17 protein-coding genes are annotated in these 16,921 nt (G+C 41.0%); 15 read left to right on the top strand and 2 right to left on the bottom strand.

Features of this window, described 5'->3' with window-relative positions:
* Positions 1-5 precede the first annotated feature (5 nt).
* From pstB (FZ954_RS03035) to FZ954_RS03075, 9 genes are all read left to right on the top strand, one after another.
* Complete coding sequence (gene pstB / locus FZ954_RS03035; RefSeq protein WP_061909075.1) at positions 6-809, top strand: phosphate ABC transporter ATP-binding protein PstB; 804 nt, start codon at positions 6-8, stop codon at positions 807-809.
* Between the two features lie 27 nt (positions 810-836).
* Positions 837-1,595, top strand: a complete 759-nt coding sequence (gene pstB, locus FZ954_RS03040; protein ID WP_048763927.1) for a phosphate ABC transporter ATP-binding protein PstB — start codon at positions 837-839, stop codon at positions 1,593-1,595.
* Between the two features lie 11 nt (positions 1,596-1,606).
* Entirely contained in the window at positions 1,607-2,260 is a 654-nt protein-coding gene (gene phoU, locus FZ954_RS03045; protein WP_005591940.1) for a phosphate signaling complex protein PhoU, read from the top strand.
* A 224-nt stretch (positions 2,261-2,484) separates the two neighbouring features.
* Entirely contained in the window at positions 2,485-5,028 is a 2,544-nt protein-coding gene (locus FZ954_RS03050; RefSeq protein WP_148876955.1) for a M1 family metallopeptidase, read from the top strand.
* Between the two features lie 217 nt (positions 5,029-5,245).
* Positions 5,246-5,683, top strand: coding sequence for a hypothetical protein (locus FZ954_RS03055; RefSeq protein WP_148876958.1), 438 nt, complete (start codon positions 5,246-5,248; stop codon positions 5,681-5,683).
* 120 nt (positions 5,684-5,803) lie between these two features.
* Positions 5,804-6,478, top strand: coding sequence for a response regulator transcription factor (locus FZ954_RS03060; RefSeq protein ID WP_045497279.1), 675 nt, complete (start codon positions 5,804-5,806; stop codon positions 6,476-6,478).
* The gene (locus FZ954_RS03065) at positions 6,468-7,847 is read left to right on the top strand and encodes a sensor histidine kinase KdpD (protein WP_148876961.1); all 1,380 of its coding nucleotides are present in this window, start codon (positions 6,468-6,470) and stop codon (positions 7,845-7,847) included. Before FZ954_RS03060 ends, FZ954_RS03065 begins: the two co-directional genes overlap by 11 nt.
* Positions 7,848-7,921: 74 nt before the next feature.
* The gene (locus tag FZ954_RS03070; RefSeq protein WP_005590267.1) at positions 7,922-8,308 is read left to right on the top strand and encodes a VOC family protein; all 387 of its coding nucleotides are present in this window, start codon (positions 7,922-7,924) and stop codon (positions 8,306-8,308) included.
* 89 nt (positions 8,309-8,397) lie between these two features.
* The gene (locus tag FZ954_RS03075) at positions 8,398-9,795 is read left to right on the top strand and encodes a polysaccharide deacetylase family protein (RefSeq protein ID WP_148876964.1); all 1,398 of its coding nucleotides are present in this window, start codon (positions 8,398-8,400) and stop codon (positions 9,793-9,795) included.
* Positions 9,796-9,877: 82 nt separating this feature from the next.
* Here the strand turns inward: FZ954_RS03075 and FZ954_RS03080 are convergent, their stop codons facing one another.
* Positions 9,878-10,969 carry a DEAD/DEAH box helicase gene (locus tag FZ954_RS03080; protein WP_187423326.1) on the bottom strand — a complete coding sequence of 364 codons (1,092 nt, stop codon included), beginning with the start codon at positions 10,967-10,969 and terminating at the stop codon, positions 9,878-9,880.
* A complete protein-coding gene (locus FZ954_RS03085) occupies positions 10,959-11,939 on the bottom strand; it encodes a Gfo/Idh/MocA family protein (RefSeq protein ID WP_148876968.1) in 981 nt (326 codons plus the stop codon). The genes FZ954_RS03080 and FZ954_RS03085 overlap by 11 nt, the downstream gene beginning before the upstream one ends.
* Positions 11,940-12,043: 104 nt before the next feature.
* Here FZ954_RS03085 and udk point away from each other — a divergent pair, with 104 nt between their 5' ends.
* From udk to FZ954_RS03115, 6 genes are all read left to right on the top strand, one after another.
* The gene (gene udk, locus FZ954_RS03090; RefSeq protein WP_005591973.1) at positions 12,044-12,679 is read left to right on the top strand and encodes a uridine kinase; all 636 of its coding nucleotides are present in this window, start codon (positions 12,044-12,046) and stop codon (positions 12,677-12,679) included.
* Positions 12,680-12,719: 40 nt separating this feature from the next.
* Complete coding sequence (locus tag FZ954_RS03095) at positions 12,720-13,388, top strand: YoaK family protein (RefSeq protein WP_005590272.1); 669 nt, start codon at positions 12,720-12,722, stop codon at positions 13,386-13,388.
* Positions 13,389-13,450: 62 nt separating this feature from the next.
* Positions 13,451-14,122, top strand: a complete 672-nt coding sequence (locus tag FZ954_RS03100) for a DUF443 family protein (protein WP_148876971.1) — start codon at positions 13,451-13,453, stop codon at positions 14,120-14,122.
* Positions 14,123-14,156: 34 nt separating this feature from the next.
* A complete protein-coding gene (locus FZ954_RS03105) occupies positions 14,157-14,819 on the top strand; it encodes a DUF443 family protein (RefSeq protein ID WP_148876973.1) in 663 nt (220 codons plus the stop codon).
* A gap of 41 nt (positions 14,820-14,860) precedes the next feature.
* A complete protein-coding gene (locus tag FZ954_RS03110) occupies positions 14,861-15,520 on the top strand; it encodes a hypothetical protein (protein ID WP_148876976.1) in 660 nt (219 codons plus the stop codon).
* An 83-nt stretch (positions 15,521-15,603) separates the two neighbouring features.
* Positions 15,604-16,605 (top strand): hypothetical protein, encoded by a 1,002-nt coding sequence (locus tag FZ954_RS03115; protein WP_148877633.1) that lies wholly within the window; start codon positions 15,604-15,606, stop codon positions 16,603-16,605.
* Positions 16,606-16,921 lie beyond the last annotated feature (316 nt).

Genomic DNA, 16,921 nt, shown 5'->3' on the forward strand with positions numbered 1-16,921 from the left:
AAGAAATGACAGAATATAATTGGAATGAAAAACATATCATTACTTTTCCTGAAGAAAAGGTAGCCCTTTCGACCAAGGATTTGCATGTTTACTACGGTAAAAAGGAATCAATCAAGGGCATTGATATGCAGTTTGAAAAGAATAAAATCACAGCTTTGATTGGTCCGTCTGGCTCAGGGAAATCGACCTATCTTCGCAGCCTCAACCGTATGAATGACACGATTGATATTGCCAAAGTAACAGGGCAAATTCTTTACCAAGGAATAGACGTCAATCGTCCTGATATCAACGTTTACGAGATGCGTAAGCACATCGGCATGGTCTTTCAACGGCCTAATCCATTTGCTAAGTCTATTTATCGCAACATTACCTTTGCCCATGAACGTGCTGGTGTAAAAGATAAAAAGATTTTGGATGAGCTTGTTGAAACTTCGCTCAAGCAAGCCGCGCTTTGGGACCAAGTAAAGGATGATCTTCATAAATCAGCCTTGACCTTGTCAGGCGGCCAGCAGCAACGGCTCTGTATTGCCCGAGCTATTTCGGTCAAGCCAGATATCTTGCTTATGGACGAGCCGGCTTCTGCGCTGGATCCGATTGCGACCATGCAGCTAGAAGAAACCATGTTTGAGCTCAAAAAGGACTATACGATCATCATCGTGACTCACAATATGCAGCAGGCTGCCCGGGCCAGTGACTACACCGGCTTCTTTTACCTGGGAGATTTGATTGAGTACGACAAGACCGCCAATATCTTCCAAAATGCCAAACTGCAGTCGACCAATGACTATGTTTCTGGTCATTTTGGTTAGAGGTGAAGAAACTAAAGGAATGAATTTATGACAGAACCTATTTTGCAAGTCAAGGACTTGTCGGTTTATTATAATAAAAAGAAAGCACTCAATAGTGTCTCCTTGGACTTTATGCCTAATGAAATCACTGCCTTGATTGGACCGTCAGGTTCAGGGAAATCTACCTTGCTCAAGGCTATCAACCGTATGGGAGATTTGAATCCAGAAGTCACTACGACAGGCACAGTCATCTATAACGGCCACAATATCTACAGTCCTCGGACAGATACGGTGGAGTTGCGCAAAGAGATTGGCATGGTGTTCCAGCAACCTAATCCGTTCCCCATGACCATTTATGAAAATGTTGTCTATGGACTGCGCATCAACGGTGTCAAGGATAAACAGGTTTTAGATGAAGCGGTAGAGCGATCCTTGATTGGGGCTTCTATCTGGAACGAAGTGAAAGACCGTTTACATGATTCCGCTATTGGTCTCTCTGGTGGTCAACAGCAGCGGATTTGTGTAGCACGCGTTTTGGCTACCAGTCCGAAAATTATCCTCTTGGATGAGCCAACGTCAGCGCTAGATCCAATCTCTGCGGGTAAAATTGAGGAAACTCTCTATGGACTTAAAGACACCTATACCATGCTTTTGGTGACGCGCTCCATGCAGCAGGCTTCTCGGCTTTCGGATAAAACAGGCTTCTTCTTGGGTGGCGATTTGATGGAGTTTAATGATACTAAGGAGATGTTCCTCAACCCACAAAATAAGGAAACAGAAGATTATATTACAGGAAAATTTGGATAAGGAGTTGAATGATGTTACGATCTCAATTTGAAGAAGATTTGGAGAAATTGCACAATCAGTTCTACGCAATGGGACAAGAAGTGCTCTCGCAAATTAACCGCACGGTGCGTGCTTTTGTCACACATGACCGTGACTTGGCAAAGGAAGTCATCGAAGATGATGCAGAAGTAAATGAATATGAAGTGAAATTGGAAAAGAAATCATTTGAAATGATTGCCCTCCAACAACCTGTTTCTCAAGACCTTCGTACCGTCTTGACCGTTCTCAAGGCTGTTTCAGACTTAGAGCGTATGGGAGACCATGCAGTATCCATTGCAAAAGCGGCTATTCGTATGAAGGGGGAACAGCGTATTCCAGCTGTCGAGGACGAAATTAAAAAGATGGGCCGCGATGTGAAAAATTTCGTTGAAGCTGCCCTTGATCTCTACCTGAATGGTTCTGTAGATCAGGCCTATGAAGTAGCAGCTATGGATGAAAAAATCAACCATTATTTTGATAGCATTCGTGACCTGGCTACGGAAGAAATCAAGAAAAATCCTGAAGCCATCGTTACAGGCCGTGATTACTTCCAGGTTATTTCTTTCTTAGAACGTATCGGCGATTATGCCAAAAACATCTGCGAATGGGTAGTTTACTTTGAAACGGGTAAAATTATCGAATTATAATAAATGTTAAAGAGACAGGCTAAGCTTGTCTTTTTTGCTTTGAGGAGGAGAAAAGCTAATGACAGGATGGCTTTAAAATGATTACTTTATGTTTGAAAGTAAAAATCAATTTTGGGTCAGTTGGAATGAGTATAAAGTCACTAAATATGGTAGAATAGTAAGAGATGAATCTTGAATGGAGGTTGGTTTATTACCAGCCCCTTCAATTAGATGAGGAGAAAAACATGCAAGCAGTTGCACATTTTATTGATACTTTTGTTCCAGAGCACTATGATCTCTTTTTGGATTTAAATCGTGCGGATAAGACTTTCTCAGGGAAAGTTACCATTACCGGTGAAGCTAAAGCTGAGAAAATTTCCTTACACCAAAAGGATTTGACGATTGAGGCCGTAGAAGTGGCTGGACAAGCTCGTCCCTTCACTCTTGACAATGATAATGAAGCTCTTTATGTTGAATTGGCATCAGCAGGTCCTGTGGAAGTGACCTTGACCTATACAGGTAAGATTACAGACAATATGACGGGGATTTACCCATCTTACTATACTGTGGATGGAGTGAAAAAAGAGATCATTTCCACGCAGTTTGAGAGCCATTTTGCCCGCGAAGCCTTTCCAAGTGTAGATGAGCCAGAAGCTAAGGCAACTTTTGATTTGGCATTGAAATTTGACCAAGCAGAAGGAGAACTTGCCTTGTCTAATATGCCTGAAATCGACGTTGAAAACCGGAAAGCGACTGGCATTTGGAAGTTTGAAACGACTCCACGTATGTCTTCCTATCTCTTGGCTTTTGCTGCAGGCGATATGCAAGGCATTACTGCTAGAACTAAAAACGGCACTTTGGTCGGTGTTTATGCAACCAAGGCTCACCCAGCTAGCAACTTAGAATTTGCTTTGGACATTGCGGTTCGCTCTATTGAATTTTACGAAGAATATTACGGTGTCAAATATCCGATTCCTCAGTCGCTGCATGTTGCCCTGCCGGACTTTTCATCTGGTGCTATGGAAAACTGGGGTCTGGTGACCTACCGTGAGATTTATCTCTTAGTAGATGAAAATTCTACGGTATCCAGCCGTCAAGATGTAGCACTTGTCGTTGCTCATGAGTTGGCTCACCAATGGTTTGGAAACTTGGTCACTATGAAGTGGTGGGATGACCTTTGGCTCAACGAAAGCTTTGCCAACATGATGGAATATGTCTGTGTCAATGCGATTGAACCAAGCTGGAATATCTTTGAGAATTTCCAAACAACAGGTGTGCCTTTGGCGCTTAAGCGGGATGCGACAGACGGGGTTCAGTCGGTCCATGTGGAAGTGAAGCACCCTGACGAAATCAATACTTTGTTTGATCCAGCTATCGTTTACGCTAAGGGAAGCCGCCTTATGCACATGCTTCGTCGTTGGTTGGGTGATGAGGCCTTTGCTAAAGGATTGAATGCTTACTTTGCTAAACACCAGTATGGGAATACCATCGGTCGTGATCTGTGGAATGCCTTGGGAGCTGCTTCTGGTCGCGATGTAGCAGCCTTTATGGATTCTTGGTTGGAACAGCCAGGCTACCCTGTCTTGACAGCTACAGTAGAAAACGATACCTTGAAACTCTCTCAAAAACAATTCTTTATCGGGGAGCACGAAGATAAGAAACGCACTTGGGTCTTGCCTTTAAATAGCAACTGGAAAGGTTTGCCAGATACGCTGGAAACAGAAACACTAGAAATTCCAAATTACTCTGCCTTGGCTGCTCAAAATCAAGGTGCTCTGCGCTTTAATACTGAAAATACAGCCCACTATATCACGGACTATCAAGGTGTCTTGCTTGAGCAGATTTTAGATACTATTACAGATTTGGATAGCACCAGCAAGCTTCAAGTGGTGCAAGAGCGCCGTCTTTTGGCTGAAGCAGGCAGCATTTCATTTGCTGATTTGGTTCCAGTTATTGAAAAACTAACAGAAGAAACCTCTTATTTGGTTGTCTCAGGAGTCAAAGCCGTTCTGAATGGTCTCAAGCTGTTTGTGGACGAAGGAAGCGAGTGCGAGAAAGCCTATCATGAATTGGTAGTTAAACTTAGCAAATTCAACTTTGATCGCCTTGGCTTTGAAGCAAAAGAAGGCGAAAGTGATGAAGATGAGTTGGTTCGTCAGATTGTTGTAGGCAGTCTGATTGCAGCTGACGATCAAGCAGCAAGTCAAGAAGCAAGTCGCATTTTTGCTACTCATGAAGATGATTTAGAGAAATTGCCTGCAGCTATTCGCTTGCATATTCTCATCAACCAAATCAAGCATTTTGAGAGCAAAGAATTGGCCGACCAATACTTGAATGATTATGTTTCAACAGTTGACGGTAGCTTCAAACGCCAACTGGCATCTGCTTTGGCTTACACTAAGGACGCAGAGACACTTGCTCGTATCTTGGAATCTTTGAAGAATAAAGATATTGTAAAACCACAAGATTTGGCCATGAGTTGGTATTTCCCTCTCTTGAATCACCAATTTACTCAAGCTACTTCTTGGACTTGGGCGCGTGAGAATTGGGATTGGATTAAAGCGGCTTTGGGTGGCGACATGAGCTTTGATAAATTTGTTATTTATCCAGCTAATGCCTTCAAAACAGCAGAAAGACTAGCAGAATACAAGGCCTTCTTTGAACCGCAGTTGGATGATATGGCTATCAGCCGTAACATCAGCATGGGAATCAAAGAAATAGCAGCGCGTGTTGACTTGATTGCTCGTGAAAAAGCAGCGGTGGAAAATGCAATCAAGGCATCAGTTTAGCCTCATGAAAAGATCAGATTATAACATCTGGTCTTTTTTGTTGTTTAGAATCCCATAATTTCAGTCTTCTTTAAGAAAAAATTCAGTCCCGTTTAAGCAAAACTCCCTATAATAACTCTAGCACATGAAAAGATGTGAACTTGTGTAATCAACATTTATATTGCTTCATAGTGTTAAAATCCATGAAATACAAAATTTAGAAAGAGGAAAACTTTAAATGGATATGGAAAAAATGATTGTAATTAAAAAGAGTACAAAATGGTGGATGACAGCAGTAGCCAGTGCCTCCTTAGCTGTCGGAGCAATTGGTGGCTATGGAATTGGTGCCTTGACACAGAAAAGTCCGCAGCAGGGCTCAGTTCAAGCCACTATGCCTCAGCAAAACAAGCTAGATGGCAGGATGCCAGGTCAAGGTGCTCAACCTCCTCAAGGTCAGGGGCAGGGAAATGAAAATGGTATGCCACCACGGATGGGGGGACAAAACGGTCAAGATGGTCAAGGCGGTCCTGGAGGTGGAGGTCAGCCACCACAAGGAAATGGTCAACCAGGAGGACACCAAGAAGGAAATCAATCAAAAAAGAAGCCATCAAACGCTGACGGCACAACAAAAGATGGTAAGAATAGCGAAAATAACTCGAAAACAACAAATTCTTAAAGCATTTTCGACAAGTCATGATATAATAGAAAAAGATAAGTGAAGATAGAATGAGAAGTGTTTGCCATGTCTTTATTTAAACTACACAGCATAAGCTTTTTCTAGAAAGGGAGGAACAGGATGATTAAGATTCTATTAGTGGAGGATGACCTCGGTCTGTCAAATTCAGTATTTGATTTTTTAGATGATTTTGCAGATGTTATGCAGGTCTTTGATGGCGAAGAAGGTTTATACGAAGCAGAAAGCGGCGTGTATGACCTGATTCTACTGGACTTGATGCTTCCTGAAAAGGACGGCTTCCAAGTACTCAAAGAATTGCGTGAAAAAGGGGTGAGCACTCCTGTCCTCATCATGACTGCCAAGGAAAGTATCGATGATAAAGGCCATGGTTTTGAACTCGGTGCTGACGATTACCTGACCAAGCCATTTTATCTGGAAGAGCTGAAAATGCGGATTCAGGCCTTGCTCAAACGTTCTGGTAAGTTCAATGAAAATACCCTTTCCTATGGCGATGTGACGGTTAATCTTTCGACCAATTCGACCTTGGTAGATGGAAAAGAAGTCGAGCTACTGGGTAAAGAGTTTGATTTGTTGGTCTACTTCCTTCAGAATCAGAATGTTATTTTGCCCAAGACTCAGATCTTCGATCGTTTGTGGGGCTTTGACAGCGATACGACGATTTCTGTGGTGGAAGTCTATGTATCTAAGATTCGGAAAAAATTGAAAGGAACGGCTTTTGCGAATAATCTTCAAACCCTTCGCAGTGTCGGTTACATTTTAAAGAATGCTGAATAAACTCAAAAAAGCCTTATATGCGGATGATTTTTCTTATTTCATTCGCTATTTTGGTGTATTCACCCTGATTTTCTCGGCCATGACGCTCATTATTATCCAAGTCATGCGCTCCAGCCTTTACACGACCGTTGACGATAATCTCAAAAGTCTCAGTCAAAATCCCGCCTGGGTAGCCAATCTAGCCTATCGGACGACGGGCCGGCAATACCAAGAGCCAGAGAACAAGGATTCAGAGCACAAAGATTCAGAGTCTGTGCAAGCTCATGATATCAAGATTGAGGAACCGGGCAGGGTCAATGTCAGTGCCAATACCTCAGCCATTCTTTTGAATGATGATTATCAGAATGTATCTGCAAAAAATAGCTTTTTGAACTTTGATGCGATTAAATTTAATAAACGCTTTCTTAATCAAATCAAGCAAATTCAGCTGACCAATAGCTATGGACAGGTCGAGAGTTATCGGGCCTATATGTTTGATATTGATCCAAATGATGAAATTGAAAATGTCAAATACGCAGTTGTCATGACCAGTATCAGCCAGCTGGAGCAGACTAGCGAAAAGCATGAAAAGCTGATTGCCATTGTCATGATTAGCTTCTGGGGTATTTCTTTGATTGCCAGTATCTATCTGGCGCGGATGAGTGTCAAGCCTCTCTTGGACAGCATGCAGAAGCAGAAGTCCTTTGTTGAGAATGCCAGCCATGAATTGAGAACGCCCTTGGCCGTGCTGCAAAATCGTCTGGAATCTCTCTTCCGTAAGCCTGAGGCCACGATTATGGAGTCTAGTGAGAGCATCGCATCTAGTTTAGAGGAAGTGCGAAATATGCGTCTGTTGACGACCAACTTACTTAACCTAGCTCGGCGCGATGACGGTATCAAGCCAGAATACGGTGAAGTCACCCCAGACTTCTTCACGACAGCTTTCTCTAACTATGCTATTATTGCGGAGGAAAGCGACAAGGTCTTTGATTTCAAAAATCTGGTTTCAAAATCAATCACGACAGACAAGGTCTTGCTCAAGCAGGTTATGACCATCCTTTTTGATAATGCTATCAAATACACTGAAGAAGATGGAGAGATCTATTTCGTGGCTTCCGCCAATGATCGGAGCTTGACCTTGCGGATTTCTGACAATGGTCCAGGGATTGCGGGCGATGACAAGAAAAAAGTCTTCGATCGTTTTTATCGGGTGGACAAGGCACGGACTCGTCAAAAAGGTGGATTTGGACTAGGCCTATCCTTGGCGAAACAAATCGTGGACGCCTTAAAAGGAACCATCACAGTCAAAGACAACAAACCGCGTGGAACTATTTTTGAAATCAAAGTTCCCCTTAGGTCAGATATTAGAAAACGAATCAGCAAAAGCTGAAAAATTTTTCATATTATTTCAAATTTGACTGCTTTTGCGGTATAATAAAAGAAAGAGATGAAAGAGGTACAACTATGACATCAAAAATGTTGCATACTTGTTTACGAGTGGAAAATTTAGAGGCTTCGATTGCCTTTTATGAAGACGCGTTTGGTTTTAAGGAATTGCGCCGCAAGGACTTTCCAGAGCATGCTTTTACCATTGTTTATCTTGGTTTGGATGGCGATGATTATGAGCTTGAATTGACTTATAATTATGACCACGGACCTTATGTAATCGGTGATGGCTTTGCTCATATTGCTCTTAGCACGCCTGATTTGGAAGGTTTGCACGCTGAGCATGCTGCTAAGGGCTATGAAGTGACTGAGCCAAAAGGGCTGCCTGGAAATCCACCAAATTATTATTTCATCAAAGATCCTGATGGCTACAAGGTCGAAGTGATTCGAGAAAAAAGTCTTTAAAAATAGGAGAAACTTGTATTTTAGCACTTGTAAGATACAAGTTTTTTAACATTAAAATTATTTTAGGACAATAGCTTAGGGGATAATAGATGAAAAGACAACATAAAAGGAAGCGTAGACGAAAATATAGACTAATTCTCAGTCTTCTGAATCTGCTTCTTTTAGGACTTCTTATTTTTGGCGGACTACGAATCTATGAAATGTTTCAGGAGCAGGAATTCCAGAAAAAGATTACAGAAGTGATTGCCAAGGAAGAGCAAGATCATGCTGGCAATGCCGAAAAGCAGTCTGGTAGGATTGGCAGCCATTATGTGGCAGCTTTTTATCCTCTGATGAATGGGCAGCCTCTTCAAAGTGTCAAAGATAAAATGTTGCAGGACAGTCAGAGCATTTCAGATGACAAAAAGCAGAAGGAAAACTTGACTGCTTTGACCTTTTACTATACAGAAGAAAAGTCAACTAGTCTGGCCAATACCAAGGAAGTAGTCATTCAGCGAAAAGATTACAGCATCTCAAAAAGAGACATCAAGTCTGAGGAGGCAAGAGAGGTAGCCTCAACTTATATCAATCAAGAAGGTGCAGCGGTGACTTTGGACAAGCTGTTTCAAAATCCAGAAGCTGCTAAGGAAATTTTCCTGAAGGAGTTGACCAGTCAGCTAACCTTTAGACAGGTGGAGGAAAGTCAGCAAACAGCAGCTTTAAATGACCTCCGAGAAATAGAACTGAGCCAGTGGAATTTTCATTACGAGGATAGTTTATTTTCCATTCGTCTGCCCAAAGAAATCAACGGTGTGTCGAGCGTGACAGTGCCTCTGTCTAGTTTTTATGACCTAATCCGTCCAGAATATTTGCAGGGAGCTGATTTGGAAGCTTACCAGCAGTATGAAACCAAGCGGCATGAGAAAATGGTTGCCCTGACCTTTGATGACGGTCCTGACAGTAAAACGACTCCTCAGGCCTTGGAAATTCTGAAACGCTACAATGCTAAAGCGACCTTCTTTATGGTGGGGCAAAATGTTGCTGCCAATCCAGAACTGGCTAAACGTGTCCTTGATGAAGGCCATCAGCTCGGCATCCATACATGGAGCCATACAGATTTGACCAAATTACCTCTGAATCAATCCAAAAAGGAAATCTTAGACACTCAGGAAGCCATTTATAAGGCGACTGGTATCCGACCTTTGATCACAAGACCGCCTTACGGAGCCATCAACTCTACGGTTCAAAATGCTGTAGATCAGTCCTTTATTATGTGGAGCGTGGACAGTCTCGATTGGAAAACACGTAATACAAAGGCTATTATGCAGGAGATCGTGAAGACCCAGCCGGGATCTATTATCCTCATGCACGATATCCATCAGACGTCCATCGATGCTCTGCCAAGCGTTCTTGACTATCTGAAGAACAACGGCTATACTTTGGTGACAGTTGATGAACTATTAGAAAATCAGCTTCAACCACATCAGATTTATTACAGCAGAAATTAAAAAAAGCATTGGAAATTTAATATTTCCAATGCTTTTTGCTTTGCCATCATCAAATAAGAATATTGATTACCGTAATTCTCGCTTAAGGACACACATACAGTTCTTGTTTTTTCAAGATGATTTCGCGGACAGAGGCATATTTTTTGAGAGTTTTTAGTTCTTCTGGGTGGCTGATGAAGGTGATGACATAGCCTTCCTTACCCATGCGACCTGTTCGGCCAGAACGATGAGTATAAGTTTCCAGATCGCGTGGCACTTCGTAGTTGACTACGCACTCTAGGGAATCAATATCAATGCCACGCGCAACTATGTCAGTCGCTAGTAAGAGTGTGATATCGTAATCTTTAAATTTCTCAAGAATGACCTTGCGGAATTTTACATTGACATCGCTGGCAAGGGAGACTGCACTAGCTCCTCGGTACTGAAGCTTTTCTTCGGCGCTGCCCAAATCTGACAAGCTGTTGAAAAAGATTAGCCCACGAAATTCTTCTACATTGGATAGTTTGCGCAAGAGTTCGACCTTGTCACGTTTCTCCACCTGCATATAGAAGTGCTGGATATTGTCCAAAGTCTGGTCGTCAATGCTGATGCGTAGAGTATTTTCGGCGATCTTCTCTTGGTCGAACTTAGCTGTAGCACTCATGTAAATCAGCTGGTGGTCACGCGGTGCATAATGCAGAATCTTATCAACAAACGCATACTGGGAATCACTGAGAAGTTGATCAAATTCATCTAGGATAATAGTGTCAACATTCATCATCTTGATTTTCTTGAGCTTGATCAGCTCAAAAATCCGACCCGGTGTACCAATCAGTATCTCAGGCCCTTTCTTGAGCCGCTCAATCTGCCTTTTCTGGCTATTACCAGAGAGGAGGAGTTGACTGCTCAAGTCCAAAGGCTCTGCCCAAGATTTACAAACATCAAAAATCTGTCCCGCCAGCTCTGTATTTGGAGCTAAAATCAAAAGTTGCTGCGCTTTTTTAGGCTTTAATTTCAATAAGCTAGGAAAGAGATAGGCCAATGTCTTGCCCGTACCGGTCAGACTGATGCCTAGCACCGACTCTCCCTGAGAAATAGGCTGGAATATTTTTTCTTGGATGGCAGTCAGTTCAGCAAAACCGAGCTGATTTAGCTGTTCCTGCCAGACTGTTGGAAATGTTTCTTTAATCATGATCAACCTCAAATCTAATGCCAGCATCTTTTCTCATGGCAAACAGACACTCATGCACAGCAGTAGCAGCCTGCAGGTAGTCGCTATAAAGCTCTTCTTGGCCGCCTTTAAGCACACGAGCAAAAGCCTGAGCCTCTTCCAGCATTTGATGCTCTGCTTGGTGGATAGCTAGACTTTCCGTCTCTCCAGTCAGCTTTTGGAAAATGGCAGAGTGGATAAACTCGATACCATCTAAGGTCAGAGTGCCTTGGTCCGTGTAGATTTCAGCTGGCAGCTGGCTATGAATGTTTTTTCCAGCTTGGATACGAACCTGAAAATCAGGATAAATCAGACTGCCTGAACCGTTGAGGTCAACGCTATTTGGCAGTTGTTGAGCTGTATAGCAGACGCTTTGTGGGGCACCAAACAGTCGGACAGCTGCATAAAGCGTATAAATTCCCAGATCCATTAGAGCACCGCCTGAGAATTTAGCAGAAAAAACATTGGGTTCTTGTCCACTCAGCAGGGCTTCCATCTTTGAGGAATATTTAGCATAGGTGAAATTAGCTCCCCAGATTTTCTTGTCCTTTAGAAAGTTCTGAATGACTGTAAAAGCTGCTTCGTGGTAGTTTCTGGCTGCCTCAAAGATATAAACCTGATGCTCAGCTGCCAGCTTGACTAATTCTTGCCATTCTTCAGGCCTTGATACAGCTGGCTTTTCAACGATAACATGTTTTCGAGCCAAAATGGCTACCTTGGCATGGTTGAAATGGAGGCTATTGGGACTGGCGATATAAATTACATCTAGGTCGGCAGATAAGAATTCAACCATATCGGTGTAGAGTGCGATGTTTTGATAAGTTTGCGCAAAACGCTCCGCAGAACTCAAGGTGCGCGAGTAAACAGCGGTTAACTGATATTCACCACTCAGTTGGGCTGCCTTGATAAACTCATGGGAAATGGATCCCGTACCGATGATTCCGAGTTGTAACATACTTTCTCCTTTAAAATGATTTTCCTTAATTTTTCTTGATTCACCCTTTCATTATATCATGAATTAAGGTAAAATAGATAAGATAACAAGTAATGGAGAAAACAATGCAAAACAGACCTATTATTATCGGTGTTACAGGTGGATCTGGTGGGGGAAAAACCAGTGTATCTCGGGCTATTTTAGATCATTTTCCTAATGAAAAGATTTCCATGATTGAGCATGATTCATACTACAAGGATCAGTCTCATTTGACTTTTGAGGAGCGGGTTAAGACCAACTATGACCATCCTTTTGCTTTTGATACAGACCTCATGATTGAGCAGATCAAGGAGCTTTTGGCTGGCCGTCCAGTGGACATCCCGACCTATGATTATACGGAGCACACACGCAGCAATAAAACCTATCGTCAGGAACCGCAGGATGTCTTCATTGTAGAGGGAATTTTGGTCTTGGAAGATCAACGCCTCCGCGATTTGATGGACATCAAGATTTTCGTCGATACTGATGATGATGTGCGGATCATTCGTCGGATTAAGCGGGATATGGAAGAACGTGGACGCAGTTTGGATAGTGTCATTGAGCAGTATCTGGGTGTCGTAAAGCCTATGTACCATCAGTTTATCGAGCCGACCAAGCGCTATGCGGATGTCATCATTCCAGAGGGCGCTTCTAATAAAGTTGCGATTGATTTGATTACCACCAAGATTGAAAAGATTTTGGAGGAAGCTAGAGAAGGATAGAAAGGAAGTCTGGTGTTACACTGGACTTTTTGGGTAAATTATGAGAAAGTTCGTCAAAAGGGAATTCCATTCTCGATCAAAGTTTTTTGCCTGTTTGCTGACCTTTTGCGCAGGTTTTGTGGATGCTTACACTTTTATGGAACGCGGGGGTACATTGGTTGCTGGCCAGACAGGAAACGTCGTCTTTTTGTCCGTTGAGCTGATTCATCACAAGACTGGAGAGATTGAAGTCAAACTGGCTACCATGCTGGCTTTTATGCTGGGAATTTTTCTGATAACAGTTTTCCGCCCCTTTTTTGAGCAGTCAATATGGCGAGTAAGTAGCATTTCACCAATGGTGCTCATCTGTACTCTGGTAGGCTTTATGCCAAGTACCGTGCCTAATATGCTGATCGTTCCTCCGATTGCTTTCTGTATGGGAGTCGTTGCGACAGCTTTTGGCGAAGTAGATGGCATAGTCTACAATAATTCCTTTATGACAGGAAATATCAAGAAAACGATGGTGGCTTTTGGAAATTTTGTGCGAACGCAGGAAAAACCATACTTGAAAGAGGGTATTTTCTTTGTTGCTTTATTAGGAAGCTTTGTCATCGGAGCCATTATTTCGACCTACCTGCTCCAATTTTACGCCTTGCGAACCATTTGGATCGTTGCAGGAATTCTATTTGCCTTCATGATGTTCCGCTTGGTTCAGTATGTACGAAGATAAAGACGAAGTGGCTTAGGAAAGAAGAAGCCTGATTAGTAAATTATTAAAAAGGTATTATATAAATGTTCAAAAAGGCTGAAATGGAGCCCTTGGCTAAAAGAAATCTTCGATATCGCATACTAAAAACAGAGGATGACTATTATCTTCTGGATGTAGAACGCCCTTTTTTGATTGTCTACTTCTTGCCCTTGTTGATTTACTTTGTGCCTCATAGATGTTATGAGATGAGTAAGGAAGAATATGAGCTATTGTCCCAATCAGAGGAGAAGACTGTTCGGTTAAAAGAGGCTTTTGAAAAACATGGTCTTGGCTATAGCTTAGGAACTGGCGTAGGTGCCATGCTTCTATCGAGAGTATTTGATATCAATCAATTTTTGAAATTTGATTCAAGTAGAATTAGCAATTTTTTGGCTATTCTAATTGTATTATTGGTTTTTGGTTTGCGTTTATGGCTTACAGTGGCTTATGAAGTCCCTAGTGGATTAAAAAATAGGGGCTATCATAAGATATACGTTTATCCTCGCTTTGTTAAAGAATTACTTTTTAGTATTTTTGCGTATATTATGTCGGTGTTGTTTACAGTAATGATTATTGCTGCTTTTTTAACGAACATAATGGATAATTATATTGGTCATATTGGATTGTTAATATTTTTGACATTTTGGTTATTTATAGGGAATATGTTTTTCATGCGACCGATAAGTAATTATTGGATAAGAATAAAAAATGGCTAAGGGAGCGGTATAAAAAACTTTTGAGGAGCTAATTATGCGAGCGCATCATGTAAATTTTCGTTATATATTATTGGAGGATGGTAAGGAATTCTTTCTATTGGATAAGCTACCGACATTGTGGGGTTATTTTTTACCTTATCTGAATTGGTTTAGCAATCGAACGCTTTACCGATTGACAGAGACGCAATTTTGGGAAATCCGAATGCGTAAAAAACATTGGTTGGAGACCCTTCTAATTCCAGCACCGATATTTTTAGCTGTTTCAGTATGGGCAGGGCGGATGCGAACTAGTGACAGCTTATATGCTTACCTTAATTCACCTCGCTTTTCATTTACTGAAAGATGGATTTATTGGTTTCTTGCTTTTATACTAGCAGTAATACTTGCAAATCTAATCCATTTTTTATCATCTCGGTCTTTAGAAAAGAAATTTGATTTTAGTCTTTACAAAAAAGAGAAGGGAAAAATAAGAATAGCTAAATTGGCTCCTTGGATGAAAAAGCAGTTTAAGGGCGTTCTGATTCTCAACCTCCTAATCCTTTTGTTTAGCTTTTTCATTTTAAATTGGGGAACTTTAGTCTTTCTGATGTTTCATAGTCTTATATTACTAATGTCTACGCTGTTAGCAGGTGATCTAAGCTATAGTGAAAACTGTCAATATATAATAAAAATAGAAGAAGAAAATAATGAAAAATAGGATTTTGATCATAGCAACTGGTGTGGAATTGGTGATTGAATATGAGAAAAATAATTTTTATTGGACAGAGCGGCGATGAGGCTGTCTACTATAACACACGAACAAAAGAGGCTCTGGTAGCCGATAAGAGTGTATTATTAAATACGGAAGGGGCTAGGGAGACCAATAAGGCCATTATACCTTTGATGTTGTTTTTTGAATTATTTGGTGGAGGTACAGGGGTTGCTATTTTTTCCATTACTAGTCCATTTAGACTAAATGAGAAGATGATTCCAGTCATTTTACTAGCCATATTTTTAGTTTTTGTTGGCAGTACTTATATGTTGGAAAAGGCCTTGTATAAAAATGTTCGATCCACAGTTTTGGCAAACGAGGAACAATTTAAAGCTGCAGTGAATAGCAGCTTAATTTGGGAAGGTTTTTCCGATAAGAAAGCCACATTTGGTAAAATTTCCTTTTTCTTGTTTATTATATTGATTCTTCTATTTTGTGTGGGGATTGTAGGTATGTTTGGAATACCAGGAATGCTTATTCCTTATTATGAACATGGGTGGTTCGATCTTTCATTATTATTTTCACCATTGGCAGGGGTGCTTCCAGCTGTGGTCGTGATTTCTCTGTTCCAAAACAACCCTATCCGCTGGCTCTTAGCTGTACGGAAGTATGAACAGGGGAAAGTGATTTTTAAGGAAGAGGAATGAGAGGAGGATGCGAATTGATAAAAAAGCCATCGATAGTTATCTATAAAAGATCAGCACTGGGACTACTTAGTCTATTTAGTTTAATGGTGGTGACCAGTTTTTTTAATATTTTCCTAGAAGATAATCGGTCAGCAAATCTTTTCTATTTCTTAGTATCAGTTTCTCTATTGCTCACAGTAGGTTGGATGGCCTTTGCTTCTATGGGAAAAATACGGCTTGATGGCAAATACTTGCTTGTTTTCCGAAATTTCAAATGCTATCGCTTTCCACTTTCTTCAGTGACATTTTACTTCGGAAAGAATAGACACGCTTATCGTGGCAGTTATGAATGGCCTTTATTTATTGTAGGGGAAGCGTTGACCCAAAATGGCAGCAGTCAAAAAGTAACGCTGAAGTTAATTGGAAGTAAGCGGAAGAACCGTCAATTCCAGCAATTTATTCAAGAACATCTTGAAGGGAAAATACCACATCTGCCTAAGGAAGATTCGTGGAGACTGAACGCTTTTAGTCAGTTGGAGGTCATTGAAGATGAAGTGCATGAAGAATCCAAGTCAGCATTGGCAGTTACTAGGAAGTTGTCTGATTTTATCGAATTTGGAGCAGACCAAGGAAATGTCAAAAGGACTGTGTTTTATGATATTAAGCGAAATGAGCTTTTTGTAGGGAAAAGTGTGCCTTTTCCAATGATTTTTCTACCAAGTGCTGGTTTTTCTTATGGCTTGTATGTATTAACGGAGAATCTGACTGTACGAGGTTTCTTCCCTTTACTTTTTTCTTTCATATTCATGCTTTTACTGGCTATTTACCAGTTTAAAAATAGAAGGGAGAAATCAGTAGTTGAAGTAGTGCCTTATGAGATGCCTATAGACTATTTTGCCACCCAAAAATCCAACGGTCTTAAAACCTATGCTCTCATTTTCCTCTTTGCCTTGATTTCAGCTCTTTTCTCTTGGTTTTATCTTCTATTTGGTAGTTTCCTACTTTTATTTTTGACGATTGTGACATGGTATTGTTTCTTGCTCTTGCTCCTATCTGGGCAATTTAAAAAAACTAAATATTTGAAAGTATTAGAAAAAGAAAAGTAATATAGAAATCAAAGATGGAAAAGTTGATTTGGAAAGCATGGGGATCAGAAATGGTATAAGATTGGCAGATTAGTTTTTTGAGTAAACGTAATTTAAAAAATTTTATAAGTATTATAGAGATTTGCCGCGTATGATTCTCTTCTAATGGGTAAGAATGTAAAGTTTAACTTTATAATCAATATAATACTAGAAGAAGGAGGAGCTGGTCTGCTTCTTTTTCTTTCTCGCATTTATAGTAATAAGGCCACAAAATAATCCAGCATATTAAAAATTTTCTGAAAATATCGAATTATCTGTTGACAGCCGAATGATACTG

Source organism: Streptococcus sp. Marseille-P7375 (assembly GCF_902460365.1).
Lineage (GTDB): Bacteria > Bacillota > Bacilli > Lactobacillales > Streptococcaceae > Streptococcus > Streptococcus cristatus_I.